Consider the following 26,051-nt stretch of genomic DNA (forward strand, 5'->3'; position numbering starts at 1 on the left):
TACGGGCGGCACCGTCCCGGGCGTCAGCGTCCGGGTACCCCGGTTCCGGTCTCGGCGAGGAAGTCGGTGATCAGGGCGGCGGTGCGATCGGGCAGCTCGTACAGCAGGGCGTGGCTGGCCGGGAGTGACACGGCGCGGACCAGCGGGTTGGCCAGCCCGGCCAGCCGCGCGGCGACGTGCCGGCGGTACGCCTCGGTCAGCGCGCCGAACTCCTGCTGCTCGGGCAGGTCGCGCTCGGCCGACACCACCAGCGTCGGCCGCACCGCGCGCCGGTACAGCGGGTACGGGTCGGCTTCGCGCAGGGCGGCCCGGATGTCGCGCAGTGCGCCGGCGCCCGGTCGGGCGAACGTCTCGCCGGCGCGCGTCACCAGGCCCGCCCGTACCGCTGTCTCGGCGTCGTCGGCCGACAACCCGGCCGCCTCCGCGGCGCTGCGCCGGGAGGTCACCATCGCCTGTACCGCCGGCTCGGGCAGCGGCCCGGCGAGCATCGCCTCCATCGCGTCGAACTGGCCCGCCAGCCTCGCGAGCAGTTCCACGGCCGTGTCCGCGGCGAGGCCCGGGCACTGTTGCGGTGAGCGTACCGACGGGTGCCCGTCCAGGTTGACCACCGCCGGGCAGTCCGGCCGCCGGCCCGCCCAGTACACCGCGAGCAGCCCGCCCAGCGACATGCCGACCACCGCCGGCGTGCCGGTGCCGAGCGCCGTCACGGTGGCGTCCAGCGCGTCGCAGGCCCGCGCCCAGTTCCACGTGCCGCCGGGCGCCGCACCGTGCCCGGGCAGGTCGACCGCGACGACCCGGTGCCGTTTCCGCAGCGCCGGCACCAGCGGGTACCAGTCGTGCCGGCTGCCGCCCGCGCCGTGCAGCAACAGCACCGGCGGCCCGTCACCGCCGTGGTCCTCGACCGGCAGTACGCCGACCGGCGTGTCGTCGTGCCGTGTGGCTGGGCTCATCGCGGTGCCTCCAGAGTGGACAGTCGAGCTCGGACGGAGGTGACCCGGACCCCGCCATCGGGGTGCCGGTCGAGCTTGCCGCGCTGGATCAGGTCGTGCACCGCCTGCCGGGTGACGCCGAGCATCGCGCCGGCCACCGCGTACGACACGTGGTGCGCGCCGGGATGCCCGACCCGCCGGGCGACGACCCGGCCGAGCGGGGTGGCCCACCAGGCGGCCGGCGGGTCGAACGCGGCATCATCCGGGTACAGCGTGGCGACCAGCCGGGCGGCGGTGAACCTGGCCTGCCGGCCGTCCGGGCCGAGCAGTTGTACTGTCCACACCTGCGTCTGCTCGTACACCCTGGTGCGCAACGTGTCGACCGTGCGGTCGCCGTCGAGCAGGATCTCCAGCGGGTCGAGCAGCCGGGTACCGACGACCTCGGTCAGCTGCCGCCGCAGGTCGTCGGGATCGGGAAGTCCAGACACGGCCTCGCCTCCTTGACGACCAGTGTCAAGCTGCTTGACGCCGATTGTCAAGGGCGGCGCCTTTGCGAGCAGTAGGCCGGCGACGTGCCGATGAAGCTGTCCGGCCTGCGTGTCCTGCTCGACTTTTACCAGGTCACCGACACCGAGCTGCGGTCCGAGCTGCTGACCCTGCAGAAGCTGGGCAACCAGCGCGGTTGCCGGGCCGGACTGGGCACCGTGACCAGCTCGTTCTCGACGTTTCTGGGGCTGGAGAGCGCCGCGACCAGGATCAGCATCTTCGATGCCGCTGATGGTGCACGGACTCCTGCAGACCGAAGACTATGCGCGAGCCATCGACAGGCTTGCCCTCAACTCGACACCGGAGTCCGTCGAGCGGCAGGTGCAGATCCGCATGGGGCGGCAGCAGAACGTCTGGACCCGTGATGAGCCGCCGACGTTGGAGTTCGTCCTGGACGAGGCGGCGCTGCGCCGCCCGGTTGGTTCTCGTGCCACGATGCATGCCCAGCTGCTGCACCTGATCGAGCTGTCCGACCGGTGCCAGCTGCAGGTGATCCCGTTGCGTGGCGGCGCACACCTGGGCCCGCTCGGGGCCATCACGATCTTCGAGTTCCCCGAGGAACTGCACTCGCCGGTGCCCTACGTGGAGGGGCAGGCGGGCAACCTCTATCTGGAGAAGTCGGCCGAGCTGGCGCGGGCTAACCTGACCGACAACCGCCTCACCGCGGCGGCGCTCAGCCCGGCCGACTCGGCGGAGCTGATCGCCCGGCTCCCGGCCGAGGACCCCGTGATGATCAGGTTGGAGCCGGGATCGTGACCGTCGACCTCGCCAACGCCGTGTGGCGCGAGAGCATCATGTCAGCGAGCAACGGAGGCTGCGTCGAGGTGGCCGACCTCGGCGAGGTCGTCGCGGTGCGCGACTCGAAGCAGCCCGACGTCGTCGTCACCGTACCGGGAGATCATCGGTGGCGTGTCCGGCGACGAGCGGGTTCCATGCTTCGCGGATGGCGGTCGGCAGGACGAGTTCGTCCCACAGGTCGACGAGTAGCACTCCATCGACGTAGGTGAGCACGTCTTCCGGGGTGCCTTCGCGGAGAACGATCTCGTACACCCACGCCCGATCGCGCCGGCGACCCAGATTGAAGCTGCGGCCGGTGTCGGACCAGTTCAGCGACAGCGGCAGCACGACCGTCGCTAGCGCTCGCTCGGCGGGGAGGCGCGGCAGCACGTTCGGGACCTGGACGGGTAGGCCGCGATAGGTGGCGACCTCGCGGAATTCGATCATGGTGCTTGATGCTCGCTTGTCACGTGGCACGAGGTAGCGGGTCTCCTACGCAGCCACCGACGCCCTGGGCTGTCGAAGAGCGCGCGGGACGGGCAGACGACAGCGCGGCGCCGCCGGACGGGCGGCGCCGCGGTGGGTGGTGTGCTCAGCGGGTGGCGAGGGCGGTGTCGATGCTGGCCAGTACCGCCGGGTCGTCGGGCACGGTGGTCGGGCGGTGCCGGGCGATCACCGAGCCGTCCGCGCCGAGGACGAACTTCTCGAAGTTCCACTGCACGTCGCCGGCGGTGCCGTCGGCGTCGGCCGCCTCGGTCAGCGCGGCGTAGACCGGGTGCCGGCCGGCGCCGTTCACCTCGATCTTCTCGGTCAGCGGGAAGCTCACCCCGTACGTGGTGGAGCAGAACGTGCGGATCTCCTCCGCGCTGCCCGGCTCCTGCTCACCGAACTGGTTGCACGGCACGCCGACGACGGTCAGGCCGCGGTCGGCGTACTCGCCGGCCAGCTTCTCCAGCGCCGTGTACTGCGGGGTCAGGCCGCACTTCGACGCGACGTTGACGACCAGCAGCGCGTTGCCCGCGGCGAGCTGGCGAAGCGAGCTCGGCGCACCCTCCAGCGTGCCGATCGGCAGATCCAGTACGGACACCGTTTCCTCCTTGTTTTCGGAACCGCGCCCGGCGGCCTGCTCGGCGGCCTCGTCGGCCTCGCGCTCGGCGCGCTTGGCGATGCGCCACGCCTCGTCGTCCATCCCGCGCCGCCAGTAGCCGGAGATCGACACCTGGTCGCGGGACAGGCGCAACTCGTCGAACAGGTACCCGCGCAGGGTACGGACGTCGCCGGCCTCGCCGTGCACGAACGCGTGCCCGCGGCCGGCCGGCACCGGCAGTGCCCGGACCGCCTCGGGCAGGCTGGGGCCGGCACCGCGGTACACCCACTGCACCGTCGTCCGCTCGCCGTGCGCCAGGGCGATCTGCTCGGACGGCCCGTCGACCTCGATGAACGCCCAGGCCGGGGTGGCGGCGGGGATGCGCTCCAGGGCGGCGGCGATCGCCGGCAGCGCCGACTCGTCGCCGGCCAGCAGGTGCCAGTCGGCGGTCGGGTCCGGCGCGTACGCACCACCCGGCCCGGCGAGCAACACCTCGTCGCCCGGCTTGAGGCCGGCGGCCCACGGGCCGGCCAGACCCTGCTCGCCGTGGTACACGAAGTCCAGGATCAGCCCGTCGGCGTCGACGCCGCGCACGGTGTAGGTCCGCAGCACCGGCCACTGTTCCCGGGGCAGCTGCTCGCGCGCCGCGGCGAGGTCGAACGGCTCCGGGTATTCGACCCCCGGCCGGCGGAACACCACCTTGACGTACTGGTCGGTGAACTCGGTGGGCCGGAACGCCGCAAGGGCGGGGCCGCCGGCCGTCACCCGCACCAGGTGCGGCGTGAGCCACTCGGTGCGGACGACGTTGAGACTGGTCAGCTGTCCGCGCCGGGATCGGTCGGGCATCGAGAGGTACCTCCGCGAAGATCGAGTGAGGCAACCCTAACCCACTGCGCGGGCTTCATCGACTCTGACCGATCGGCCGATCTTGTCTGTTGCGTCATGTGCCCTAGCCTCGACCCATGATCGATCTGGAGGCCGAGATCCAGCGATATGTCCGGGTCCAGTACCAGGGGGTGTTCGACCGCGTGCATGACAGCCACGCGCGCCGGCCGGTCCCCGCGGTACGCCAGGCGATCCTGGACGAACTTCGCCAGGCCGGCACCACCCCCCGCAAGGATCTGGTCGACGGAGCCGCTGAGGCGATCTCCGCCGGCAACCCCTACACGCTGCCGTAGCGCGCCGCCCGCGTTCGCGGCTCGACCGACCGGGTTCGGGCCGGTCACCCCCGCGCCAACGTCGAGGCACGGGGGCATTGCCGTGCACGGGGGCATTGCCGTGCGCCCACCGCGGTGTGTCGGTGGGCCGGGCCCGGCGGCGGTGCGATGCTGACGCGGTGGGCGAGCACATCGACGACGACGAGCTGATCGCGGTGGCCGGTCGACTGCTCGCGATCGAGTCGACCGCCGCACATCCAGACGCCCTGCACGCCGCCCTCGAGATCGTCCTGGACCTGCTCGGCCCCGGCTGGACGGTCGAGCGGTTCGTCTCCGCCGGCCGGCCGAGCGCCCTGGTGTACCGGCCGGCGCCGCACCGGCCCGCCTTCCGGGTGCTGCTCAACGCGCACCTGGACGTGGTACCGGGCACTCCGGACCAGTTCGTCGCGCGCCGCCGCGGCGACCGGCTGTACGCGCGCGGCGCCCAGGACATGAAGGTCACCGCGCTGGCGCAGGCGGCGGCGTTTCGCGAGCTGGCCGACGTGGTGCGTTACCCGCTCGGGCTGCAGCTGGTGACCGACGAGGAACTCGGCGGGTACCACGGCACCGCGCACCAGGTGGCGCGGGGCGTGCGGGCCGACTTCGCGGTGGTCGGCGAGTACAGCGGGCTGGAGCTGGTGACCGAGTCCAAGGGCATCGTGGACGCGACGGTGACCGCGGTCGGCCGGGCGGCGCACGGCGCGTACCCGTGGCTCGGCGACAACGCGGTGCTGCGGCTGCTGCGGGCGCTCGACCGGCTGCTCGTCGCGTACCCACCGCCCGCCGAGCCGGTGTGGCGCAGCACGGTGAACCTCGCCGCGATCGAGACCGCCGACACCGCGATCAACCAGGTACCGGCGCGGGCGAGTGCCCGGCTGGACATTCGCTACCCGCCGGAGGACACCCGGTTCGCCGGGCGCACGGCCGAGCAGGTGGCGGCGGCGCTGAGCGAGCTGGTCGGCCCGGAGGTGACCGTACGACTGGACCGGTTCGATCCGCCGCACCGGGCCGACGAGGAGTTGGCCGAGGTGCAGGCGCTGCGCGACGCGGTCCGGGCCGAGGGCTATCCGGGCGGCTTCCTGCGCAAACACGGCGCGGCCGACTCCCGGCACCTGGCCGCGGTCGGCATCCCGGCGGTGGCGTTCGGGATCGGCGGCGACGGCCAGCACGGCCCCGCCGAGTACGCCGACCTGGCGACGCTCGGCCCGTACCGCCGGGCGCTGCGCCGCTTCCTGCTCACCCTCGCCCCCTGAGCCGCGCCGGCGCCTACTCCTCGGGCGTCGCCGGCTCCTCCGGGGGCAGCGGCCGATCGGCATAGGCCAGCAGCAGGGTGCCGTCGCTGCCGTGGCGGCGTCCCTGGAAGTCCAGGCCGACCCGCTCGGCCACCCGGATCGACGCCGGGTTCGTCTCGTCGATCCAGGCGATCACCGGTATCGACGGATCGACCGCGCCGGCCGCCGCGATGCCGGCCCGGGCGACATCCTGCGCGTAGCCGTGCCCGCGCTGTGCGGTGGCGAACCGGTACGCCAGGTTCCAGCTGCCGTCCGCAAGCCGGCGGACGCCGCCGAGCCCGATCAGCGTCTCGTCGCCGGGTCGGCGCACCGCCCAGTAGCTCAGGCCGTCCGCGGCCCAGCCGCCGAGGACCCGGTCGAGGAAGGCGCGGGTGGTGCCGATCTCGGTGTGCCGGCCGGCGGGGAAGTGGTGCCAGCCGTCGGGGTCCGAGTGCAGCACGTACAGCTCGTCGAGGTCGGTGTCGGCGACGGCCCGCAGCTCGAGCCGGTCCGTGCGTATCTGGGTGAAGGTCGCCACGGCGGTCAAGCTACCGGGTCGCACCCGGCACGACGAGCGACTTCGCAGTCATAGTTGACACTGACTAGTCGATCGGTAATAGTTGAAACCAACTACTACCTCGGAGGGTGGCGATGGCGACGAAGCGCAAGGTCGGCAACCTGCTCGGCCTGGCCGTGCTGTGCTACCTGCTCCAGCGCCCGATGCATCCGTACGAGCTGAGCCGCACCCTGCGCGACAACGACGACGTGCGCAGCATCAGGTTCACCCACGGCTCGCTCTACATGGTGGTCGGCCAGCTGGAGCGGGCCGGCTTCATCACCGCGCAGGAGACCAGCCGCGACGGCGCGCGCCCAGAACGCACCGTCTACGCGCTGTCCGACGCCGGCCGGGTCGAGCAACGCGCCTGGCTGCGCGAGCTGGTCGGCGACCCGAAACACGAGTACCCGCAGTTCGTCACGGCGCTGTCGCTGGTCTCGGCGCTGCCGCCGGACGAGGTGCGCACGCTGCTGGCGCAACGGCTGACGCGGCTCGCCGAGCAGCGCGTCGAGATCGTCGACATCCTCGACGACGCCACGGCCCGCGGCATCCCGGGACTGTTTCTGGTCGAGGAGGAGTACCGGCTCGCGTTGCTCGATGCCGAGGTGTCGTTCGTCGAGTCGTTCGCCGACCGCATCACCGATCCGCACAACGACTGGGGTGCGCTGTGGGCCCAGTTCCACGCGAGCCGGCCGGCACCCGGGGAGGGACAGTCATGACCGAGGTCTGCACCGCCATCGTGGCCGGCGGTGGCATCGCCGGGCCGGTGACCGCCATGGCGCTGCAGCGCGCCGGCATCGCCGCCACCGTGTACGAGGCGTACCACGACACCGCCGACGGGATCGGCGCCATGCTGAGCATCGCGCCCAACGGGCGCGCCGCGCTCGACGTGCTGGACGCCGCGCACGTGCTCTACGACATCGGTACCCCGATGTCCGCGATGGTGCTGCGCAGCTGGACCGGCAAGGTGCTGGCCGAGCTCGGCACCCCGCCCGGGCTGCCGGACCAGCAGCTGGTGCAGCGCGCCGAGCTGTACCGCGCGCTGTACGACGAGGCCGCCGCGCGGGGCATCGCCGTGGTGCACGGCAAGCGGCTGGTGTCGCTGGCGGACAACGGGTCCGCGGTCACCGCCCGGTTCGCCGACGGCACCGAGGCGACCGCCGACATCCTGGTCGGGGCGGACGGCATCCGGTCGACCACCCGTACCCTGATCGACGCCGGCGCTCCGGCGCCCCGGTACGGCGGGCTGCTGAACTTCGGCGCGCTGGTGCCCGGCGCCGCCGAGTCCACCCGCGGTGCGATGCACATGGTGTTCGGCAAGCGCGCCTTCTGCGGCTACCTGGTGTACGACGACGGGCTCGGCGGCTGGTTCGTCAACCTGCCGCGAAGCGAGCCGATGACGCTCGCCGAGCAGCGCGCGGTGCCCAACGACGAGTGGCTGGCGCGGCTGCGGTCGGCGTTCGCCGGCGACCGCACCCTCGCCCCGGACCTGATCGGCCGCACCGACCCGGACGACCTGCTCGTCGTCGGCCCGGTCGAGGACCTGCCGACCGTACCGACCTGGCATCGCGGCCGGGTCGTGCTCGTCGGCGACGCCGCGCACGCCACCTCGCCGTCCTCCGGCCAGGGCGCGTCGCTCGCGATGGAGTCCGCGGTGCAGCTGGCCCGCTGCCTGCGCGACCTGCCGCCGCAGCGCGCCTTCGCCACGTACGAGCGGCTGCGCCGGCCCCGGGTGGAGCGCATCATCGCCGCCGGCGCCCGGACCAACAGCAACAAGGCGGCCGGGCCCGTCGCCCGGGTGATCCGCGACCTGGTCATGCCGGTCGCGATGCGCTCGCTCGCCAAGCCGGAGAAGCTGGCGTGGCAGTTCGCGTACCAGATCGACTGGGCCGCCACCGCCGCCTGACCGCTCGCGTCGCGCCCGCTGATTGGATTGTCCACTGTGGACAGCGAGCGGATCGAACCGCTATGCCGGTGGGGCGAGCAGGCTCTCCGACTGGCCCGAGCGGCGCAGCGCGGCGGCGACGGTGCCGTCGGCCTTGAGCGCCTCGACGGTCGAGTGCAGGAACTCGACCGTCCCCGGCTTCCGGTCCCGGGTGGTGCCGACCGCCTGCCGGATCTGCATGAACCGCTCGTCGATCAGCCGCAGGGACGGGTCCTCGTCGACTGTGGCGGTCAGCGGCTGCCGGATGCCGGCCACCGCCTCGGCGCCGCCGGCGCGGAACGCGTCGAGCGACTCCGCGCCGCGCACCAGCGTCGCGTGCCGCAGCGTGCGAGTCAGGTAGAGGTCGTAGGCGGAGCCCTGCTTGACCGCGATCCGCACGCCGGGCGCGTCCACGTCGGCGACGGTGTGCAGCGGCGAGCCCTGCGGCACCGCGAACACGCCCTCGATCACCACGTACGGCGCGGTGAACGCCACCTCCGCCTCGCGCGCCGGCTCGATGGCGAGGAAGCAGATGTCCGCGTCCCCGGATGCCATCGCCTGGTACGACTTGCGTGCCGCGTCGAAGCAGACGAACCGCACCGGCACGCCGAGCCGGTCGGCGACCGCCCGCGCGATCTCCACCGTCACCCCGCCGGGCGCGTCCGCCGAACCCTGCGCCAGCACCGGGTTCCCCAGGTTGATCGACGCCCGCAACGCCCCGGTCGGCGCCAGATCGGCGAGCACGTCGACATCGACATCCACCATTCCCCGACCCTACCGGGCAGCCCGGCTCCCGCACCGGCCTGGCCGCATCGACCGGGACTCCGCGCCGAGGAGATCCGCTCGCCGAGCCGGTGAGCTAGCGTGGCATCCGATGAGTGGTGGTGCGGGGTCGACGCGGTCCCGTACCCGCCGGCCGGCCCGCTGCGCACGGGCCGACCGGCATGCAGACGAGAGCGGCGACCGTCCGGTGTGGACGGCCGCCGCTCTCGTCGGTGGTACGGGTGGATCAGTGGGTCAGCATCTTGCGCAGCACGTACTGCAGGATGCCGCCGTGCCGGTAGTAGTCGGCCTCACCGGGGGTGTCGATCCGCACCACCGCGTCGAACTCGACGTCGCCGGCGGTCACGTGCACCGTGCCCGGCGTCGTACCGTCGTTGAGCGCGGTGATGCCGCTGATCGCGAACGTCTCCTCGCCGGTCAGCCCGAGCGAGTCGGCGTTCTGCCCCTCCGGGAACTGCAGCGGCAGCACGCCCATGCCGATCAGGTTGGAGCGGTGGATGCGCTCGAACGACTCGGCGATGACCGCCCGCACGCCCAGCAGCACGGTGCCCTTCGCCGCCCAGTCGCGGGACGAACCCGAGCCGTACTCCTTGCCGGCCAGGATGACCAGCGGGGTGCCCGCGGCCGCGTAGCTCTGCGCGGCGTCGTAGATGGTCGCCTGCTCGCCGGTGGTGAAGTCCTTGGTGAACCCACCCTCGACGCCCGGCACCAGCTGGTTGCGCAGCCGGATGTTCGCGAACGTGCCGCGGATCATCACCTCGTGGTTGCCGCGCCGCGACCCGTACGAGTTGAAGTCGCGCCGCTCGACGCCGTGCTCGGTGAGGTACCTGCCGGCGGGGGAGTCGGGCTTGATCGCGCCGGCCGGCGAGATGTGGTCGGTGGTCACCGAGTCGCCCAGCTTCGCCAGCACCCGCGCGCCGGCGATGTCGCCGACCGGCTGCGGGTCCCGGGCCATGCCCTCGAAGTACGGGGGCTTGCGCACGTAGGTCGACTCGTCGGCCCAGGCGAACGTGTCACCGGTCGGGGTCGGCAGCGACTGCCAGCGCTGGTCGCCGGCGAACACGTCGGCGTAGTCCGAGGAGAACATCTCGGACGCGAGCGCCGTGCCGATCACGTTCTCGATCTCGATCCCGGACGGCCACAGCTCGCGCAGGAACACCGGCTTGCCCTCGGTGTCGGTACCGACCGGTTCGGTCTCGAAGTCGATGTCCATCGTGCCGGCGAGCGCGTACGCGACCACCAGCGGCGGCGAGGCCAGGTAGTTCATCTTGACGTCCGGGTTGATCCGGCCCTCGAAGTTGCGGTTGCCGGACAGCACCGAGATGGCGGTCAGGTCGTTGTCGTTGACCGCGGCGCTGATCGCGTCGGGCAGCGGGCCGGAGTTGCCGATGCAGGTGGTGCAGCCGTACCCGACCAGGTTGAAGCCGAGCTTGTCGAGGTAGGGCGTGAGGCCAGCGCGCTCGTAGTAGTCCATGACCACCTTCGAGCCCGGCGCGAGCGTGGTCTTGACCCACGGCTTGCGGTTCAGCCCGCGCTCGACCGCGGCCTTCGCCAGCAGCGCGGCGCCGACCATCACCTGTGGGTTGGACGTGTTGGTGCAGGAGGTGATCGCGGCGATCACGACCGCGCCGTGGTCCAGCTCGAACTCGGTACCGTTCTCGTCGGTCACCCGCACCGGCTTGCTCGGCCGGCCGTCCTTGGCCGCGGACGGCACCCGCGGTGCGCCGGAGGCGTCGTCACCGGAGAACGCGGGGGAGTCGCTGGCCGGGAACGACTCGGCGTCCGCCTCGTCCTGCCCGCCGAGCTGCTCGTCGGTCGCCTCGTCGGTCACGTAGTCCTTGAGCGTGTTGCGGAACATCGACTTCGCGCTCGCCAGCGGCACCCGGTCCTGCGGGCGCTTCGGCCCGGCGAGCGAGGGCTCCACGGTGGACAGATCCAGTTCCAGCCGCTCGGAGTAGTCCGGCTCGGCGGCCGGGTCGTGCCACAGCCCCTGCTCCCGCGCGTACGACTCGACCAGGGCGATCTGCTTCTCGTCCCGCCCGGTCAGCCGCAGGTAGCGCACGGTCTCCGCATCGATCGGGAAGATCGCGCAGGTCGACCCGTACTCGGGGCTCATGTTGCCGATGGTGGCCCGGTTGGCCAGCGGGACCGCCGAGACGCCCGGCCCGTAGAACTCGACGAACTTGCCGACCACGCCGTGCTTGCGCAGCATCTCGGTGATGGTCAGCACCAGGTCGGTCGCGGTCGCGCCGTCCGGCAGCTGACCGGACAGCTTGAACCCGACCACCCGCGGGATCAGCATCGACACCGGCTGGCCGAGCATCGCGGCCTCGGCCTCGATGCCGCCCACGCCCCAGCCCAGCACGCCGAGGCCGTTGACCATCGTGGTGTGCGAGTCGGTACCGACCAGGGTGTCCGGGTAGGCCACCCCGTCGCGGGCGAACACGGTGCGCGCCAGGTACTCGATGTTGACCTGGTGCACGATGCCGGTGCCCGGCGGCACGACCTTGAAGTCGTCGAACGCGGTCTGGCCCCAGCGCAGGAACTGGTAGCGCTCGCGGTTGCGGCCGTACTCCAGCTCGACGTTGCGCTCGAACGCGTCCTCGCGGCCGAAGATGTCGGCGATCACCGAGTGGTCGATGACCAGCTCGGACGGGGCCAGCGGGTTGACCTTGCCGGTGTCGCCGCCCAGCTCGCGCACCGCCTCGCGCATGGTGGCGAGATCGACGATGCACGGCACGCCGGTGAAGTCCTGCATCAGCACCCGGGCCGGCGTGTACTGGATCTCCACGCTGGGCTGGGCGTCGGGGTCCCAGCCGGCCAGGGCCCGGATGTGGTCGGCGGTGATGTTCGCGCCGTCCTCGGTGCGCAGCAGGTTCTCCAGCAGGATCTTCAGGCTGTACGGCAGGCGGGCCTGCCCGTCGACCGCGTCCAACCGATAGATCTCGTAGGTGTCGTCACCTACCTGCAGGCTGCTCTTCGCGCCGAAGGTGTCGAGGCTCGCCACGTCGTACTCCTTCGCTCAGGTATGTCTTGCAGTCTCGCGTACTGGCCGGTCACCGCCCTACTTAGGCAAGCCTCAGCGGGTGTGTCGGCAGCCGGTTCACTGAAGTAAACCGTACGTCCGTCTTGCTATTTCGCGCAACCCGGGTCATGCTGCTTCCGCGAGGTTCGGACAGCCCGATTCCGACAGCCGGTTCCGACCCTGGTTCGGACAGCCCGAATCCGACACCCAGGTTCGACACCAGGTTCGGACGCCCGAGGAGGCCGCGATGATCCACCACGTCCAGCTGTCCTGCCCGGCCGGCTCGGAGGACGCGCTGCGCGCCTTCTACACCGGCGTGCTCGGGCTCGCCGAGATCCCCAAGCCGCCGGTACTGGCCGCCCGCGGCGGCTGCTGGTTCCGCGGCCACGGCATCGAACTGCACCTCGGCGTCGAGGTCGACTTCCGTCCGGCGCGCAAGGCGCATCCCGGCCTGATCTGGCCCGACCTGGACACCCTCGCCGACCGGCTCACCGCCGCCGGCCGCCCGGTCGACTGGGACGACAACTTCCCCGGCATGCGCCGGTTCCACACCGCCGACTGCCACGGCAACCGCCTCGAGTTCCTCCAGCCCATCGGCCAAAGCTCGTTGTAGCGTGAGGTCGTTAGTCTTCCCGAGAGCCCACGAGACGGAAGGTGGTGGCACGGATGAGTACCGCTGCCGTCGATGTCCCGGGCAACGGGGAGAGGTGGCTGCGTGCCTGGCGCGAGATCGACCTGCCGACCGGTTGGCGGGCTGAGGTCATCTTCAACGGGAGCATCACGGTGACTCCACCGCCGTCGCCACCGCACAACCTGATCGCCGACCTGATCGACGACGTGCTGCGGTCGGGGCGACCGTCCGACGCGGGGATCCTGCAGACGCTGGGTGTGCGGATCGACGCCATCGGCAAGGGGTACATCCCGGATCTTGTCGTCGTGCCCCGTGCTGCGCTGGTCACCGACGAACCAGAGATCAGTGCCGAGCACGTACTGCTCGCGGTGGAGATCACGTCGAAGGACAACGCCGATCACGACCGTAAGGCGAAGCGGTGGGGCTACGCGCACGGGCACGTGCCGCTCTACCTTCTGGTCGACCGTTGGGAGAGGCCCAACCCCACGGTGACGCTGTTCGCCGATCCTGAGAACGGTGACTACGCGGAATCCGTCCGGGTTCCGTTCGGAAAGAGCATTCGGCTGCCCGCGCCGTTCGATGTGGAGATCGACACATCGCAGTTCCCCCCAGGCCGGTGACGTCGAAGGGTTGCTGGATGTCTGTGGGACCTGAGCCTCCCGACCCGTTGGCGCGCGGAGATCGTTCGGGTTCGCCATCGAGACGGCCGGGTTTCCGGCCCGCTGACCGGATCGCTCCGGTCAGCGGGCCGCGGTGACTACAGCGGGAGGCGGGGGCCGGCGTTGCGCTGCTGCGCGACCCAGGCCTCGACCTCGTCGGCCTTGCGCGGCAGACCGGCGGACAGGTTCTTCGCACCGGTCGCGGTGACCAGCACGTCGTCCTCGATCCGGATGCCGAGACCGCGCAGCTCGGCCGGCACCTTCTCGTCGTCCGGCTGGAAGTAGAGGCCCGGCTCGACGGTCAGCACGTAGCCCTCCTTCAGCTCGCCATCCTTGTAGTGCTCCTTGCGTGCCGCGGCGCAGTCGTGCACGTCCAGGCCGAGCATGTGGCTCAGGCCGTGCAGGGTCCAGCGCCGGTAGTACATGTTCTCCTTGTCCAGCGCCTCCTCGGCCGAGGACAGGATGCCGAGCGACTCCAGCCCCTCGGCGAGCACCCGCATCGCGGTCAGGTGCACGTCGGAGAACTTCACGCCGGGCCGGACGTGGTCCATGCCGGCCTGCTGCGCGGCGTAGACGATCGAGTACACCTCCCGCTGCAGCGGCGTGAACTGACCGTTCACCGGTACCGTGCGGGTCACGTCGGCGGTGTAGAGCTGGTTGTTCTCGATGCCCATGTCCATCAGCAGCAGGTCGCCCGGCGCGGTCCGGCCGTCGTTGCGCACCCAGTGCAGCGTGGTGGCGTGCGACCCGGCGGCGACGATCGAGTCGTAGCCGACGGCGTTGCCGGCGACGCGGGCGCGCAGCCCGAAGATCCCCTCCAGCAACCGCTCCGGTACTCCCCGGTCGGCCGGCAGCGCGCGCACCACGTCCTCGAAGCCGAGCACGGTGGCGTCGATCGCGTCCTGCAGCTGGGCGATCTCCCACTCGTCCTTGACCAGTCGCAGCTCGGACAGCGTGTGGGCCAGTTCCCGGTCACGGGCGCCGGCCTCGTCGCCGTCGCCGGTGACCGCGATCCTGCCGTCCACGCCCGCGTCGTATCCGCGCAACACCCGGGTGCGGGCCGGATCGAGGTCGCCGAGCACCTTCTCCAGGTCCTTCACGTCGGCGGTCTCCACGCCGAGCAGGGTGGACTTCTCCGCCAGGCTGTGCCGGCGCCCGACCCACAGCTCGCCGTACTGCGCGTCGCGGAAGAACTCGTCGGTGTCGCGCGGCGACCGGGGGTGCCCGTACAGCACGGCGTCGTGGCCGCCGGCGACCGGCCGCAGGACCAGCACCGAGTCCGGGTCGAACTCGCCGGTCAGGTAGGCGAAGTCGCTGCCCGGCCGGAACGGGTAGAAGCAGTCGTTGTTGCGGACCTTCTCCCGGCCGGTCGGGATCACCAGCGTCTCGCCGGGGAACGCGCGGGACAGCTGCTCGCGCCGGCGCGAGTGGCACGGCACCTGGTCGAGCGCGGCGAGGCCGGTCAGCTCCGAGTCGGCCCAGCCTTCCCGCATGAACTTGAGGTAATTCTCCGGGAATGCCGGGTCGTGGCTGCGTCCCTTGGCCTGCTCGTCGCTCATGCCCTGCCTCTCCTCACGTGCACCATCACCCGACCGTATCGCCCGGGGTCGGATCCCCCGACGGTATATCGCCCGCCGTTGATCCGGGACGCGGCCCGGGCCGCGTCCCGGGGCGCTGACCGTCCTCCGATGCGTGACGCCGGCCGGGCTCCGGTGCCGGACGCAGCCGGCTCGCCACGATCGCGGACAGCCCGGCCAGCACGTCGTCGATGTCGCGCTCCGGCTGGAACACCAGCCAGTCGACCCCGACCACCAGCGCCACCCCGAACAGCGCCGACGCGGCGAGCCCGACGTCCAGGTCGGCGGCGAACTCGCCCGACGCCACCCCGGCCCCGATCACCTCGCCGATCGTGCCGATCACCTCGCCGCGCACCAGCGCCACGGTCTGGTGCCACTGGTTGTTGGTCCGCCACATCTCGCTGAGCAGCAGCTGCGCGAACGCCCGGTAGTCGCGCAGGTACGCCAGCTGCGCGGCGACCAGCGCGGTGACCGCTTCGCCGGGCGCCAGCCCGGCACTAGCTTCCCGCAGCCGCTCGGTGAGCCGAGCCACCCCGTGCGTCAGCAACTGCTCGAACAGCGCGGTCTTGGAGCCGAAGTTGTAGTAGACGGTGCCCTTCGCGACGCCGGCCGCCTCGGCGATCGCGTCGACCGTGGTGGCCGCGAAGCCCTGCTCGGCGATCAGCTCGACCGCCGCCGCGTACAGCTTGTCCCGGGTGGCGTCGCGGCGGTCGGCCTGCTTCATTCACAGCTCCAGATCGGGATGCAGCTTCGTCGGGGTCAGGCGGCGGGAGCGCCGGACCACCAGGCAGGTCGCCGCGAACGCGGCGGCCCCGAACCCCACCAGGATGCCGGCTCCGCGCAGCACCATGCCCGTCGACCCGCCGCTGATCAGGTGGCGCAGGCAGTCGACCACGTACGACATCGGCAGGTACGGGTGGATCGCGCCGAGGATCGCCGGCGAGGTCTGCAACGGGTACGTGCCGCCGGCGGTGACCAGCTGGGTGATCAGCAGTACCAGCGTGAGCACCCGGCCGGCGGCCCCGAGCGCCGCGCCGAACAGCTGCTGCAGCCCGGTGTAGGCGACCACCGCGGCGGCGAGGAACGCGAGCATCGCGACCGGCCGTACCGGATGAAGACCGAGGGTGGCGGACAGCACCAGCTCCAGGATGCCGGCCTGCACCACGCCGACTCCCACCGCCGGCAGCCAGCCGGCCGCGGCGACCCGCCAGGCGGGTGCACCGGACACCAGGTGCCGCCGGGTCACCGGCCGCAGCAGCATGTACCCGACCATCGCGCCGACCCACAGCGACAGACCCAGGAAGTACGGGGCGAAGCCCTCGCCGTAGCTCGCGGCGGCATGCCTGGTGGCGCGCTGCAGGTCGATCGGGTCGGCTATCACGTCGGAGCGCTGCGCGCGCTGCGCGGCGTCGTAGTCGGGGATCCGCTTCGCGCCGTCGGCGAGCCCGTCGGCGAGGGTGGTCGCCCCGTCGGACAGCTTCGACACCCCGCCGGCGAGCCGTCCGGCGCCGGCCGAGAGGCTGCCGAGCCCGCCGTCGAGCTGCTGCGCGCCGGTGGACAGCTGGTACAGCCCGCTCTGCAGTTGCTTGCCGCCGCGGGCGGCCTTGGCGGTGCCCTGGTGCAGCTGGTGCGCGCCGGTGGCGAGCTCGCCCACCCCGTCGGCCAGCTTGTCGATCTTGTCCCGCGCACCGGCGACGTCGTCGGCCAGCTGCGGTGCCTTCTTCGCCACCTCGCGGGCGGTCTTCGCGACCTGCGTCGCGTCCGCCTTGACCTTCTTGAGGCTGCCGGCGTCGGCGTCGAGCTCGTGCTGCGCCGACTTCGCCGCCTTGACCGCATCGCCGGCCGCCTGCCGTGCCTTGGTGAACTCCGGGTCGTTCGCCGCCTCCGGATGCTTCTTCGCGTACGCGTCGAGCGCGTCGCGCACCGCCTCGGTTCGGGTCACCGCCTCGTCGACGTACCCGGGGAGGTCGTCGATGTGTTTGGCGACCGCGTCGGCGCCGTCGGCGAGCAGCAGCGCCGAGTCGTGGATCGAACCGGCGTTGTCGCGCAGGAACGGCTCCACCCGGCCGGTCACTTTGTCCACAGTGGACGCGAGCTTCCGGGTACCGGTGGCGGCCTGGCGGGCGCCGGTGTCCAGCTTCGCCGCGCCCGAGTTGAGCGCGATCAGCCCGGTGGTCAGGTCGGCGGCGCCGCGATGTGCCTGCGCGATGCCGTCGGCGAGGCTGTCCGCTCCCTTCTTCGCGCTGGCCGATCCGTCCCGGAGCGCGTCGGCGCCGTGCTTCGCGTCGCCCGCGCCGTCGGCGAGCTGGCCGGCACCGTCCGCGGCCTGACCGGTGGAGTCGTGCAGGGTGCCGAACGCCAGGTACATCTGGTCGAAGTACCGGCTCGCCGCGCTGTTGGCCGCCGCGGTACGGATCTCGGCGAACGCGCTCTTGCCGATCACCCCGGCCAGGTAGTTGTTCGCGTCGTCGGTGGTCAGCCGCAGCCGGCCTCGCTGCGGCGGCGCCTCGTGCGACGGCGAGACCAGCGCGGTCGAGAACCCGGCGGGGATGGTGAACGTCATCAGGTAGTCGCCGTCGGCGAGCCCCTTCCGGGCTTGCGCCGCGCTGGTGGCGTGCCAGTCGAAGACGTGCCGGTCGACCAGCTGGTCGACCAGCTCGTCACCGGCGGCGAGTGGCTTGCCGCCCGGCTGGTGGGCCGGCCGGTCCTGGTTCACCACCGCGACCGGGATGCGCTTCAGCTCGCCGTACGGGTTCCAGAAAGCCCACAGGTACAGCCCCGAGTACAGCAGGGGGATCAGCGCCAGTGCACCGATCGCGGCCCGGGTCAGCGGCGCCCGGGTGAACCGCCGCAACTCCAGTCCGGCCAGCCCCGCGGTACGCATCACGCCGCCCCCTGCGCGTCGAGCTCGACGGTGGCGGGCTCGCCCTGCGCCGGTACGGCGGGTGTCGGCCCTCCGCCCGGCCGGTCTTGCGGCGCGGTGGGCTCGTCGTCGGCGGCTCCAGGGGATCCCGCGTCGTCGGCGGCCGGTTCGGCCGGTCGGTGGCTCAGCCGGACGGTCTGGTCGACGGGGGCCTCGCCGGCCTCCCGGCAGGAGGCGAGCACGGTGACCCCGGCGTCGGCCCGCTCCCGCAGCACCCGCCACAGCTCGGCGCGCTCGGTGCTGTCGGTACCGCCGTCCACGTCGTCGGCCACGATCAGCCGCGGTGCCGTCAGCTCGGCGAGCAGCAGGCACAGCAGCTGCCGCCGGTACGGGTCGAGGTCGCGGCCGAGCGCGTCGGGGTCCAGGTCGACGCCGGTCCCGGTGACCAGCTCGCGCGCGTACGTCCGGCGCCGGCGTGGCTGCCACGGGCCGAGGCCGAGCAGTGCCAGCCGCTCGCGCACGTGTTCGGTGACGGTCAGCGCCGGCTCCGGCTCGTGCGCACCGCGCACCAGGCCGAGCGCGGCGAGTCGCTGCACCGCGGGCGCGGTCCGCGGCAGCGGATGACCGGCGACCGACAGGCTGCCACGGTTGATCGCGAACCGGCCGGCGACCGCGAGCAGCAGGCTGGTCCGGCCGCTGCCGGCGGCGCCGGTGACCGCGACGAGCTCGCCCGGCGCGACGTCCAGCTCGACGTCCCGGAACACCCAGCCGCGCCGGGTGTTGAGGCCCAACCCGGCGGCCCTGATCCGGGCGCCGGGCGAGGTGTCCTGCTGTCGATGCTGCGCCACCGTCGCCTCCAAAAACTGACCGCTCCGTACAAAAACTTAGCGCGAGCGCGCCGGCGATGCGCGGTTTCGTGTCGTTACTCACCGGTCACTTCGGCAGAGTTGAGTCGGGCATTATCAAGTTTTGGCATCGGATCTCAAGGTTGAGTTGAGTGCACTCAACTTCATCGCGAGGATCTCTCGGGTGACCGAGAGAGGACCCGGCGGCCTGCTCCGCGAGCACGACTTCCGCCACCTGTGGATCGCCGACCTGGCCAGCCAGCTCGGCACCCGGCTGAGCATGATGGCCCTGCCGCTGCTCGCCGTGATCACCCTGGACGCCAGTACCTTCCAGGCCGCGGCGCTGTCCGCCGCGGAGACCGCCGCCTCGCTGCTGCTCGGCCTGTTCGCCGGTGCCCTGGTCGACCGGATGCGCTGCCGGCCGGTGATGCTCGTCGCCGACCTGGCCCGGTTCGCGCTGCTCGGCTCGATCCCGGTGGCGGCGCTGTTCGGTGTGCTCGGCCTGCCGCAGCTCTACCTCGTGGCGTTCGCCGCCGGCATCGGCACCGTCTTCTTCGACACCGCGCACACCACGTACCTGCCGCGGCTGATCGGCCGGGCGCAGCTGGTCGAGGGCAACTCGCGGCTGGCGAGCAACACCTCGATCGCCGCCGTCGCCGGCTCGGTCGGAGGCGGGTACCTGGTGCAGCTGTTCACCGCGCCGGTGGCGATCGCGATCGACGCGGTCAGCTACCTGTGGTCGGCGCTGTGGCTCGCCACCATCCGCACCGGTGAACCGCGCCCCGCCCGGCCCGCCCGGCCGCGGCTGCTGGGTGAGATCGGGGAAGGGGTCCGGTTCGTGTTCGGCCAGCCGATCCTCGCCGCCATCGCCGGCAACACCGCGACCGTGCTGTTCTTCCAGGCCGCGAACCAGGCGATCATGATGGTGTTCCTGGTCCGCGAGGTACACCTGACGCCCGGCGTGATCGGGCTGCTGGGCACCGTCGGGTTGCTCGGCGCACTCGCCTCGTCGGCGCTGACCGGGCGCATCGCCCGCCGGCTCGGCACCGCCCGCGCGCTGTGGCTGTCCACCGTGCTCAACGGCGTCGGCTTCCTGCTGTACCCGCTGACCGGGCCCGGGTTCGGCCTCGCCTGGTATGTCCTCGCCGGCGGGCTCACCGCGTTCACGATCATCACCCGGCACGTGCTGGCGGTGACCGCCCGCCAGCAGCTGTGCCCGGACCGCCTGCTCGGCCGGGTCAACGCCACCATGCAACTGATGACCTACGGCGTGATGCCGCTCGGCGCGCTGGCCGGCGGGGCGCTCGGCACCCTGTTCGGGTTGCGCACCACGCTGCTGGTGAGCGGCCTCGCGGTCCTCGCCGCCAGCCTGTTCCTGGTGCTGTCGCCGGTGCGCCGGCTGCGCGACCTGCCCACCACCAAGCGATCCGACGTGCCCGCCACCGCGCCGTCAGCGGGCGGCGGGGCGCGGCCGGACGAGGTAGGCGGCGAGCGCGTCACCGAGTAGCCCGGCCGGCACGGTGCCCGGTGCGGGCAACTCCTCCAACGCCAGCCCGTTGGACAGCCCGATCGCGAGCAGCACCAGTTCGCGGGCTGGCGCGGGGTCGGTGATCCCGGCGTCGCCGAGCAGGTCGGCCACCGCGCTCGTCAGCGAGGTCAGCAGCTCCCGTCGGTACTCGACGAAGCGGCGGCGGGTGGGCTCGTCCCGCAGCGCGCGTAGCCAGTACTCCAAGAACAGCAGTTGCCACTCGCGGTTGCCGGCCATCGCCGCCGTCAGCCGGTCGCCGGCCGCGCGCACCAGGTCGCCGGGGTCCGCCGGCGGATCGGCGGACAGCTCGGTGACCAGCGCGGTCCGGGTCGCGATCTGTTCGTCCAGCAGCGCGAAGAACAGCTCGTCCTTGCTGCCGAAGTTGGAGTAGACGGCGCCCTTGGTGAACCCGGCCGCGGCCGCGACCTCGTCGATGCTTGCGGCGGCGAAGCCGCGGTCGGCGAAGACCCGGGCGGCGGCGGCGAGGACCCGGTCGCGTACCTCATGGCGTGGGGTGCGGCGCTGGCGGGGCTTGACGGTGGCCATGGCAAGAGGATACTGCTCGGTATTGGATACCGATCAGTATCGAGTTGCGAGGTGGCGATGTCCGACCACGAGCTGGTGATCCGCGGCGGGCTGGTGTTCGACGGCGCCGGCTCCGATCCGGTACGTGCCGACCTTGGTGTCACCGCCGACCGCATCACCGCGATCAGCCCGGTACCGCTGCCGCCCGCGCCACGTGAGCTCGACGGCACGGGCAGGTGGGTACTGCCGGGCCTGCTCGACGTGCACACCCACTACGACGCCGAGGTACTGGTCGAGCCGGGTCTCGGTGAGTCGGTCCGGCACGGGGTGACCACGGTGCTGATCGGCAACTGCTCGCTGTCCACCGTGTACGCCGACGCGCAGGACTGCGCGGACCTGTTCGCCCGGGTGGAGGCGGTGCCGTGGGAGGCCGTGCACGATGCGGTCAAGCGGCACCGTGACTGGGCCGACCCCGCCTCGTACCTGGCCGCGCTGGGCGCCCGGCCGCTCGGCGCCAACGTGGCCGCCCTGATCGGCCACTCCGACCTGCGGGTCGCGGTGCTGGGCCTGGCGCGCGCAGTCGATGCCACCCAACGGCCCAGTGGAGCCGAACTGGCCGCGATGCGCGAGAAGCTCACCGCGGCACTGGACGCCGGATTCGCCGGGCTGTCCACCATCCGCAGCAGCTTCTCCAAGCTCGACGGGGTGCGCTACCCGGCCCGGCAACTGCCGTCCACGTACGCCACCTGGCGCGAGTACGGGGCGCTCAACGCGATCCTGCGGGACCGGGGGCGTGTCCTGCAGTGCACGCCGAACCTGACCCGCCGGGCCGAGGTCGCCCGGTTCTTCGCCCAGAGCGCCGGGCTTCTGCACCGCACGCCGCTGCACACCTCCTTGCTGTCGGCGGCCGACATCAAGGCGAACCCGGGCCTGATCCGGTTGCTGACCGCGGCCACCCGGGCGGCGAACCGGCTGGGGCGCTGCGACGTGCGCTGGCAGCACCTGCCCGTCCCGTTCGAGGTGTACGCGGACGGGGTCGACCTGGTGGTCTTCGAGGAGTTCGGCTCCGGCGCGGCGGCGCTGAACGTCCGTGACGAGATCGCCCGTGGCCGGCTGCTCGCCGACGAGGATTACCGACGCTGGTTCCGGCGCGACTGCGCGAAGCGGTTCGGCGCCCGGGTGTGGCACCGGGACCTGTCCGACGCCGAGATCGTCGGCTGCCCGGACGACTCGGTGGTCGGTCTCTCGTTCGCCGACGTCGGCGCCAGGCGGCGGATCGCCGCGACCGACGCGTTTTTGGACCTCGTGGTGGCGCACGGCCCGGCGTTGCGCTGGCGCACCACCATCGCCAACCACCGGCCGGCGGTGCTGGACCGGATCGCGCGCAGTCCGCAGATCCAGCTCGGCTTCGCCGACTCCGGCGCGCACCTGCGCAACATGGCCTTCTACAACCACGGACTGCGGCTGCTGCAGCGGGTGTACCGGGCGCAGCGGTCCGGCGCGCCGTTCCTGCCACTGCCGGCCGCCGTGCACCGGCTCACCGGCGAGCTCGGCGACTGGTACGGGATCGACGCCGGGCACCTGCGCGTGGGCGGCCGCGCCGACGTCGCGGTGCTGGACCCGGCCGGGGTCGCGGACCTGCCGCAGGAGTACCACGAGGAGCCGATGCCGGCGTTCGGCGGGTTGCGCCGGATGGTCAACCGCAACGACGACGCGGTCGCCGCAACGGTGGTCGGTGGCCGAGTGGTGTACGAGTACGGGCGGTTCGCCGAAGGTTTCGGGACCACCCTGCGGGCCGGTCGGGTGCTGCCGGCGAGCCGGGGCGTGGCACCGCGGCCGCCACGATCCGGGTGTGGGACGGGCGGTATCACGGGGTGAGAACCGGTCCCCGCCGGTCGCGGTGGGACGCCCGGCACCGCGTACGTTGCCGGGCATGACGACGGGGGACGCGCCGGTGCTGCGGATGTCGGAGGTGGACCTGGTCCGCGACGGCAACCTGCTGCTCGACGCGGTGTCGCTGACCGTACGGGCCGGGGAGCACTGGGCGCTGCTCGGCGCGAACGGTGCCGGCAAGTCCACCATGCTCAGCCTGCTCGGCGCGCAGGTGCACCCGACCCGGGGCCGCGTCGAGGTGCTCGGCCGGCGGCTGGGCCGCGTCGACCTGCGCTGGCTGCGTACCCAGTTGGGTCACGTCGATCCGCGACACCGCCCCGGCGCCCCGCTGTCGCTGCTGGAGGTGGTACTGACCGGGGTGACGAACACGGTCGAGCCGGTGCCGCGGTGGCGACCCAGCGACGCGCAGCTCGCCCGGGCGCGCCGGCTGGTCGACGATCTCGGCCTCCGCCACCGGGTGGACGCGCGCTGGCCCACCCTGTCGCAGGGCGAGCGGGGCCGGGCTCTGATCGCCCGGGCGCTGGTCGCCGAGCCGAAGCTGCTGCTGCTCGACGAGCCGGCGACCGGCCTCGACCTGGCCGCCCGCGAGCAGCTGCTGGAGAGCCTGGATGCGTTGCGGCACACCGATCCCTGGCTGTCCACCGTCCTGGTCACCCATCATCTCGAGGAGCTGCCGGCCAGCACCACCCATGCGGCTCTGATCCGGGCCGGCCGGCTGGTCGCCGCCGGGCCGGTGGCGGAGGTGCTGCGCACCGAGCCCGTCAGCGCCTGCTTCGACCACCCGGTCCGGATCGACCGGGTGGACGGTCGCTGGACCGCGCGTGCCGGCCGGAGCGTCGCGCCGGCACGGTGCTGACCGCCGCCGGCGGATACCCGGCCGCGGAGGGTCGCCGGGCTCGGCGGCCCGAGTCGGCCGCACCGGACACACCGCCGCGGAGGGCGTCAGGGGCGCCGACCACGGTCAATCCGCGTCGGGGCCGGCCGGTGGGGACGCGCTGCTGGCATGCAGAGCCCGGATGGCGTCCTGGGCCCGCTGGGCCTCGAAGCGGTCGCCGATGCGTTCGCACAGCCGCAGCGCGCGGGTGTGGCTGGCGAGCGCCTCGTCCCGGCGGCCGACACCGGCCAGCGCGACGCCGTACGTGTTCAGCGCGGTGATCAGGTCGAGGTAGCCGGGCAGCGACTCGAACATCCGCACGGCCCGCTCGGCCCACCGCACCGCGCCGGCGAAGTCCTGCCGACGCAGGTGCACGACGGCGAGGTTCTCGTACACCGAGCACTCGTCCCGGCGGTCGTGGGTGCCGCGCGAGACGGTCAGCGCCTGGTGCAGAGCCGCTTCCGCCTGGTCCAGCTCGCCGAGGCGGGCGAGCGCGAAGCTCAGGTTCGCCCAGTGCCGGCCCAGCGGTGGGGTGAGCCCGAAGCAGCGGGTGTGCTCGTCGATCTGCTGCCGGTGCAGCTCCGCCGCCTCGTCGAAGCTGCCGAGCTTGCCGGCGGCGATCCCCAGCGTGCTGGTGGCCGCCTCCACCGCTCGTTCGGCCTCCGGCAGGACCTCGCGGGCCCGGGTGAGCTGCCGGTACGCCTCGTCGTAGTGGCCGAGCTGGCACAGGGTGCGGCCGATCCGGGCCTCGGCCCGGGCCGCCCCGAGCGGGTCGCCGGCCGCCTCGGCGCGGGCGTGCGCGAGTCGGTGCACGTCGAGCGCCTCGGCCCAGTGCCCCTGCCGGCTCAGGTACTGGTCGAGCAGGGTGGCGAGCGCGAGCACCTGCGGCGTCGACGCGCCGGGCCGGTGCAGCGCCGCGCAGATGTTCGGCAGCTCGGTGTCGTACCAGCCGAGCGCCTGCGCCGCGGTGGCGAACCGCGGTGCGGCCGGCGCGGCCGGTACCCCCACCTCGCGGCTGTCGTCCGGGAACGCCGACCGGCGCGCCTGCGCCGCGGCGACGAGGTAGTGGTCGAGCAGCCGGTGCAGCGCGGCGTCGCGGTCGACGGGCCGCTCGCCGGTCTGGTCGTCGGCGAGCTCGCCGGCGTACGCCCGGGTCAGGTCGTGCATCGCGTACCGGTTCTGGCCGGTCGGTTCGAGCAGGTGGCTGCGGGCCAGCACGTTCAGCAGCTGCCGGGCCCGGGTCGGCGGTCCGTCGGTCAGCGCCGCCATCGCGTGCAGGTCCAGGTCGCGGCCCGGGTAGCCGCCCAGTACCCGGAAGGCGTGCCGGGCGTCCGCCGGCAGCCGGGCGCACGATGCGGCGAACACCGCCCGCAGCGAGGTGTCGGCGTCGGCGGTCGCGTCCAGGTAGGCCAGCGCGCCGTGCGATTCGAGGTCGCGGATCAGCTCGGTGAGCGGCAGGTCGGGTTGGGCGCTCACCACCTCGGCGGCCACCCGCATGGCCAGCGGCAGCCGCCCGCAGCGCGCGGCGAGCCGGGTCAGCGCCGGCCGCTGGGCGGCGGGAGGCTCACCGAGTGCACCGGTGAGCAGCGCCGTGGCCTCGCCGGCCGACAACGGCCGGAGCACGGTACGCCGCGCCCCGTCCCGGGCGACCAGCCCGGCCAGCGCGTTGCGGCTGGTGACCACGGTCATGCAGGCGGCATCGCCGGGCAGCAGCACCCGGACGCAGTCGGCGGAGTGCGCGTTGTCCAGTACCAGCAGGATCTGCCGGTCGGCGAGCAGGCTGCGCAGCAGCGCAGCGCGTTCCGGCTCGCCGCCGGGGATCGGTGCATCCACCGGCAGCAGCCCGCGCAGCAGCTGACCCAGCGCCGCCGCGGGCGTCACCGGGTCGCTGCCGTCGAAGCCGTGCAGGTTGATCCAGAGTTGGCCGCCCGGGAACCGGGACGCCGCGCGGTGCGCCCAGTGGCCGACCAGCCCGGTCTTGCCGACCCCGCCCATGCCGCAGACCAGTGCCAGCCGGGCGGTGTCCGGTGCGACCGACACCGCGTCGAGTGCGGCGAGCGCGTCCGCCCGCCCGACGAAGCCGGGCACGTCGGCGGGCAGCTGCCGCGGCACCACCCGGTGCTGCTCGACCGCCTCGGTCGGCTGCTCGGGCGTGCTGGCCCGGCGCCAGGCAGCCTCCCAGCAGGCCAACCGGGTCGGGTCGACCCCCAGCGCCAGCAGGGTGTGCCGCAGCACCGTCAGCGCCGGTGGGTGTGCCCGCTGCGGGCTGAACGCGTCGGCGATCGTGGACCGGGGCAGGCCGCAGCGCTTCGCCAGCTGGGCGAACGACGGGTTGCCGGCGGTGACCTTGGCGCGGTGCAGTTCCCGGGCCAGCGTGGCGACGTCGGTGACCGCGGCGAGGTCGTCGGCGGTGGCTTCGGGCGGGCCGGCGGGATCCGGCCGGTGTTGCGGGACCGCGGCTGGACTGGACACGCGCCACCTCCGACCTCGTACGGATCCGTCCGGGATCATCCGAAGATCTAGACCGGACTTTATGAGCCTGATTGCCTGGGTGCCAGCCCC

The 26,051-nt window shown here is 72.8% G+C and carries 24 protein-coding genes and 2 pseudogenes; 12 read left to right on the forward strand and 14 right to left on the reverse strand.

Going from position 1 to position 26,051, the window contains the following annotated elements:
- Window positions 1–23 precede the first annotated feature (23 nt).
- Window positions 24–950, reverse strand: coding sequence for an alpha/beta fold hydrolase (locus Asera_RS20375; RefSeq protein ID WP_030444623.1), 927 nt, complete (start codon window positions 948–950; stop codon window positions 24–26).
- The gene (locus Asera_RS20380) at window positions 947–1,417 is read right to left on the reverse strand and encodes a hypothetical protein (RefSeq protein WP_030444622.1); all 471 of its coding nucleotides are present in this window, start codon (window positions 1,415–1,417) and stop codon (window positions 947–949) included. The genes Asera_RS20375 and Asera_RS20380 overlap by 4 nt, the downstream gene beginning before the upstream one ends.
- Before the next feature lie 84 nt (window positions 1,418–1,501).
- Between Asera_RS20380 and Asera_RS20385 the strand changes: the two genes are divergently transcribed.
- From Asera_RS20385 to Asera_RS33215, 3 genes and pseudogenes are all read left to right on the forward strand, one after another.
- Window positions 1,502–1,840 carry a hypothetical protein gene (locus Asera_RS20385; protein ID WP_157034628.1) on the forward strand — a complete coding sequence of 113 codons (339 nt, stop codon included), beginning with the start codon at window positions 1,502–1,504 and terminating at the stop codon, window positions 1,838–1,840.
- Window positions 1,749–2,231, forward strand: a complete 483-nt coding sequence (locus Asera_RS20390) for a DUF5753 domain-containing protein (RefSeq protein ID WP_244844207.1) — start codon at window positions 1,749–1,751, stop codon at window positions 2,229–2,231. Before Asera_RS20385 ends, Asera_RS20390 begins: the two co-directional genes overlap by 92 nt.
- 38 nt (window positions 2,232–2,269) lie before the next feature.
- A pseudogene (locus Asera_RS33215) lies at window positions 2,270–2,323 on the forward strand (hypothetical protein); the annotation flags it as partial.
- Window positions 2,324–2,357: 34 nt separating this feature from the next.
- Here the strand turns inward: Asera_RS33215 and Asera_RS33220 are convergent.
- From Asera_RS33220 to Asera_RS20400, 3 genes and pseudogenes are all read right to left on the reverse strand, one after another.
- Window positions 2,358–2,699: a hypothetical protein gene (locus tag Asera_RS33220; protein ID WP_051801691.1), complete on the reverse strand. Its 342-nt coding sequence runs from the start codon at window positions 2,697–2,699 to the stop codon at window positions 2,358–2,360.
- Between the two features lie 145 nt (window positions 2,700–2,844).
- Entirely contained in the window at window positions 2,845–3,339 is a 495-nt protein-coding gene (locus Asera_RS33225; protein ID WP_244844208.1) for a glutathione peroxidase, read from the reverse strand.
- A 30-nt stretch (window positions 3,340–3,369) separates the two neighbouring features.
- Window positions 3,370–4,185 (reverse strand): annotated as a pseudogene (locus tag Asera_RS20400) (siderophore-interacting protein); the annotation flags it as partial.
- 116 nt (window positions 4,186–4,301) lie between these two features.
- On the opposite strand from Asera_RS20400, the gene Asera_RS20405 reads away from it, so the two are divergent.
- Together Asera_RS20405 and Asera_RS20410 are read left to right on the forward strand one after the other, a co-directional pair.
- A complete protein-coding gene (locus Asera_RS20405) occupies window positions 4,302–4,517 on the forward strand; it encodes a hypothetical protein (protein ID WP_030444619.1) in 216 nt (71 codons plus the stop codon).
- Window positions 4,518–4,675: 158 nt separating this feature from the next.
- Window positions 4,676–5,788 carry a M20 family metallopeptidase gene (locus Asera_RS20410; RefSeq protein WP_244843962.1) on the forward strand — a complete coding sequence of 371 codons (1,113 nt, stop codon included), beginning with the start codon at window positions 4,676–4,678 and terminating at the stop codon, window positions 5,786–5,788.
- Between the two features lie 13 nt (window positions 5,789–5,801).
- Here Asera_RS20410 and Asera_RS20415 read toward each other — a convergent pair whose 3' ends face one another.
- Entirely contained in the window at window positions 5,802–6,344 is a 543-nt protein-coding gene (locus Asera_RS20415; protein ID WP_035295397.1) for a GNAT family N-acetyltransferase, read from the reverse strand.
- A gap of 113 nt (window positions 6,345–6,457) precedes the next feature.
- On the opposite strand from Asera_RS20415, the gene Asera_RS20420 reads away from it, so the two are divergent.
- Together Asera_RS20420 and Asera_RS20425 are read left to right on the forward strand one after the other, a co-directional pair.
- On the forward strand, window positions 6,458–7,081 hold the full coding sequence (locus Asera_RS20420; RefSeq protein WP_030444616.1) for a PadR family transcriptional regulator: 624 nt from the start codon (window positions 6,458–6,460) through the stop codon (window positions 7,079–7,081).
- The gene (locus tag Asera_RS20425; protein ID WP_030444615.1) at window positions 7,078–8,268 is read left to right on the forward strand and encodes an FAD-dependent oxidoreductase; all 1,191 of its coding nucleotides are present in this window, start codon (window positions 7,078–7,080) and stop codon (window positions 8,266–8,268) included. The genes Asera_RS20420 and Asera_RS20425 overlap by 4 nt, the downstream gene beginning before the upstream one ends.
- Before the next feature lie 60 nt (window positions 8,269–8,328).
- Here Asera_RS20425 and Asera_RS20430 read toward each other — a convergent pair whose 3' ends face one another.
- Window positions 8,329–9,051, reverse strand: a complete 723-nt coding sequence (locus Asera_RS20430; protein ID WP_030444614.1) for a transporter substrate-binding domain-containing protein — start codon at window positions 9,049–9,051, stop codon at window positions 8,329–8,331.
- 244 nt (window positions 9,052–9,295) lie between these two features.
- Complete coding sequence (locus tag Asera_RS20435; RefSeq protein WP_030444613.1) at window positions 9,296–12,076, reverse strand: aconitate hydratase; 2,781 nt, start codon at window positions 12,074–12,076, stop codon at window positions 9,296–9,298.
- A gap of 265 nt (window positions 12,077–12,341) precedes the next feature.
- On the opposite strand from Asera_RS20435, the gene Asera_RS20440 reads away from it, so the two are divergent.
- Window positions 12,342–12,707, forward strand: a complete 366-nt coding sequence (locus tag Asera_RS20440) for a VOC family protein (protein WP_030444612.1) — start codon at window positions 12,342–12,344, stop codon at window positions 12,705–12,707.
- A gap of 53 nt (window positions 12,708–12,760) precedes the next feature.
- The gene (locus Asera_RS20445; RefSeq protein WP_030444611.1) at window positions 12,761–13,345 is read left to right on the forward strand and encodes a Uma2 family endonuclease; all 585 of its coding nucleotides are present in this window, start codon (window positions 12,761–12,763) and stop codon (window positions 13,343–13,345) included.
- A gap of 137 nt (window positions 13,346–13,482) precedes the next feature.
- Here Asera_RS20445 and Asera_RS20450 read toward each other — a convergent pair whose 3' ends face one another.
- From Asera_RS20450 to Asera_RS20465, 4 genes are read right to left on the reverse strand one after another with little or no spacing between them, the layout of a single operon-like run.
- Window positions 13,483–14,943, reverse strand: coding sequence for an aminopeptidase P family protein (locus tag Asera_RS20450; RefSeq protein ID WP_030444610.1), 1,461 nt, complete (start codon window positions 14,941–14,943; stop codon window positions 13,483–13,485).
- A 25-nt stretch (window positions 14,944–14,968) separates the two neighbouring features.
- Entirely contained in the window at window positions 14,969–15,685 is a 717-nt protein-coding gene (locus tag Asera_RS20455; protein ID WP_084130930.1) for a TetR/AcrR family transcriptional regulator, read from the reverse strand.
- The gene (locus Asera_RS20460) at window positions 15,686–17,845 is read right to left on the reverse strand and encodes a YhgE/Pip domain-containing protein (protein WP_030444608.1); all 2,160 of its coding nucleotides are present in this window, start codon (window positions 17,843–17,845) and stop codon (window positions 15,686–15,688) included.
- Window positions 17,845–18,672: an ATP-binding cassette domain-containing protein gene (locus Asera_RS20465; protein ID WP_244843964.1), complete on the reverse strand. Its 828-nt coding sequence runs from the start codon at window positions 18,670–18,672 to the stop codon at window positions 17,845–17,847. The genes Asera_RS20460 and Asera_RS20465 overlap by 1 nt, the downstream gene beginning before the upstream one ends.
- 181 nt (window positions 18,673–18,853) lie before the next feature.
- Between Asera_RS20465 and Asera_RS20470 the strand changes: the two genes are divergently transcribed.
- Complete coding sequence (locus tag Asera_RS20470) at window positions 18,854–20,176, forward strand: MFS transporter (RefSeq protein WP_084130929.1); 1,323 nt, start codon at window positions 18,854–18,856, stop codon at window positions 20,174–20,176.
- On the opposite strand, the gene Asera_RS20475 is transcribed toward Asera_RS20470, so the two are convergent.
- Window positions 20,120–20,743 (reverse strand): TetR/AcrR family transcriptional regulator, encoded by a 624-nt coding sequence (locus Asera_RS20475; protein WP_030444605.1) that lies wholly within the window; start codon window positions 20,741–20,743, stop codon window positions 20,120–20,122. The genes Asera_RS20470 and Asera_RS20475 overlap by 57 nt on opposite strands.
- A 51-nt stretch (window positions 20,744–20,794) precedes the next feature.
- Here Asera_RS20475 and Asera_RS20480 point away from each other — a divergent pair, with 51 nt between their 5' ends.
- Window positions 20,795–22,600 (forward strand): N-acyl-D-amino-acid deacylase family protein, encoded by a 1,806-nt coding sequence (locus tag Asera_RS20480; RefSeq protein WP_212804693.1) that lies wholly within the window; start codon window positions 20,795–20,797, stop codon window positions 22,598–22,600.
- Window positions 22,601–22,655: 55 nt separating this feature from the next.
- On the forward strand, window positions 22,656–23,471 hold the full coding sequence (locus tag Asera_RS20485; RefSeq protein WP_030444603.1) for an ABC transporter ATP-binding protein: 816 nt from the start codon (window positions 22,656–22,658) through the stop codon (window positions 23,469–23,471).
- Window positions 23,472–23,576: 105 nt separating this feature from the next.
- Here the strand turns inward: Asera_RS20485 and Asera_RS20490 are convergent, their stop codons facing one another.
- Entirely contained in the window at window positions 23,577–25,961 is a 2,385-nt protein-coding gene (locus Asera_RS20490; protein WP_051801690.1) for an ATP-binding protein, read from the reverse strand.
- Window positions 25,962–26,051: the final 90 nt, after the last annotated feature.

The organism is Actinocatenispora sera, from assembly GCF_018324685.1.
Taxonomy (GTDB): Bacteria; Actinomycetota; Actinomycetes; order Mycobacteriales; family Micromonosporaceae; genus Actinocatenispora; species Actinocatenispora sera.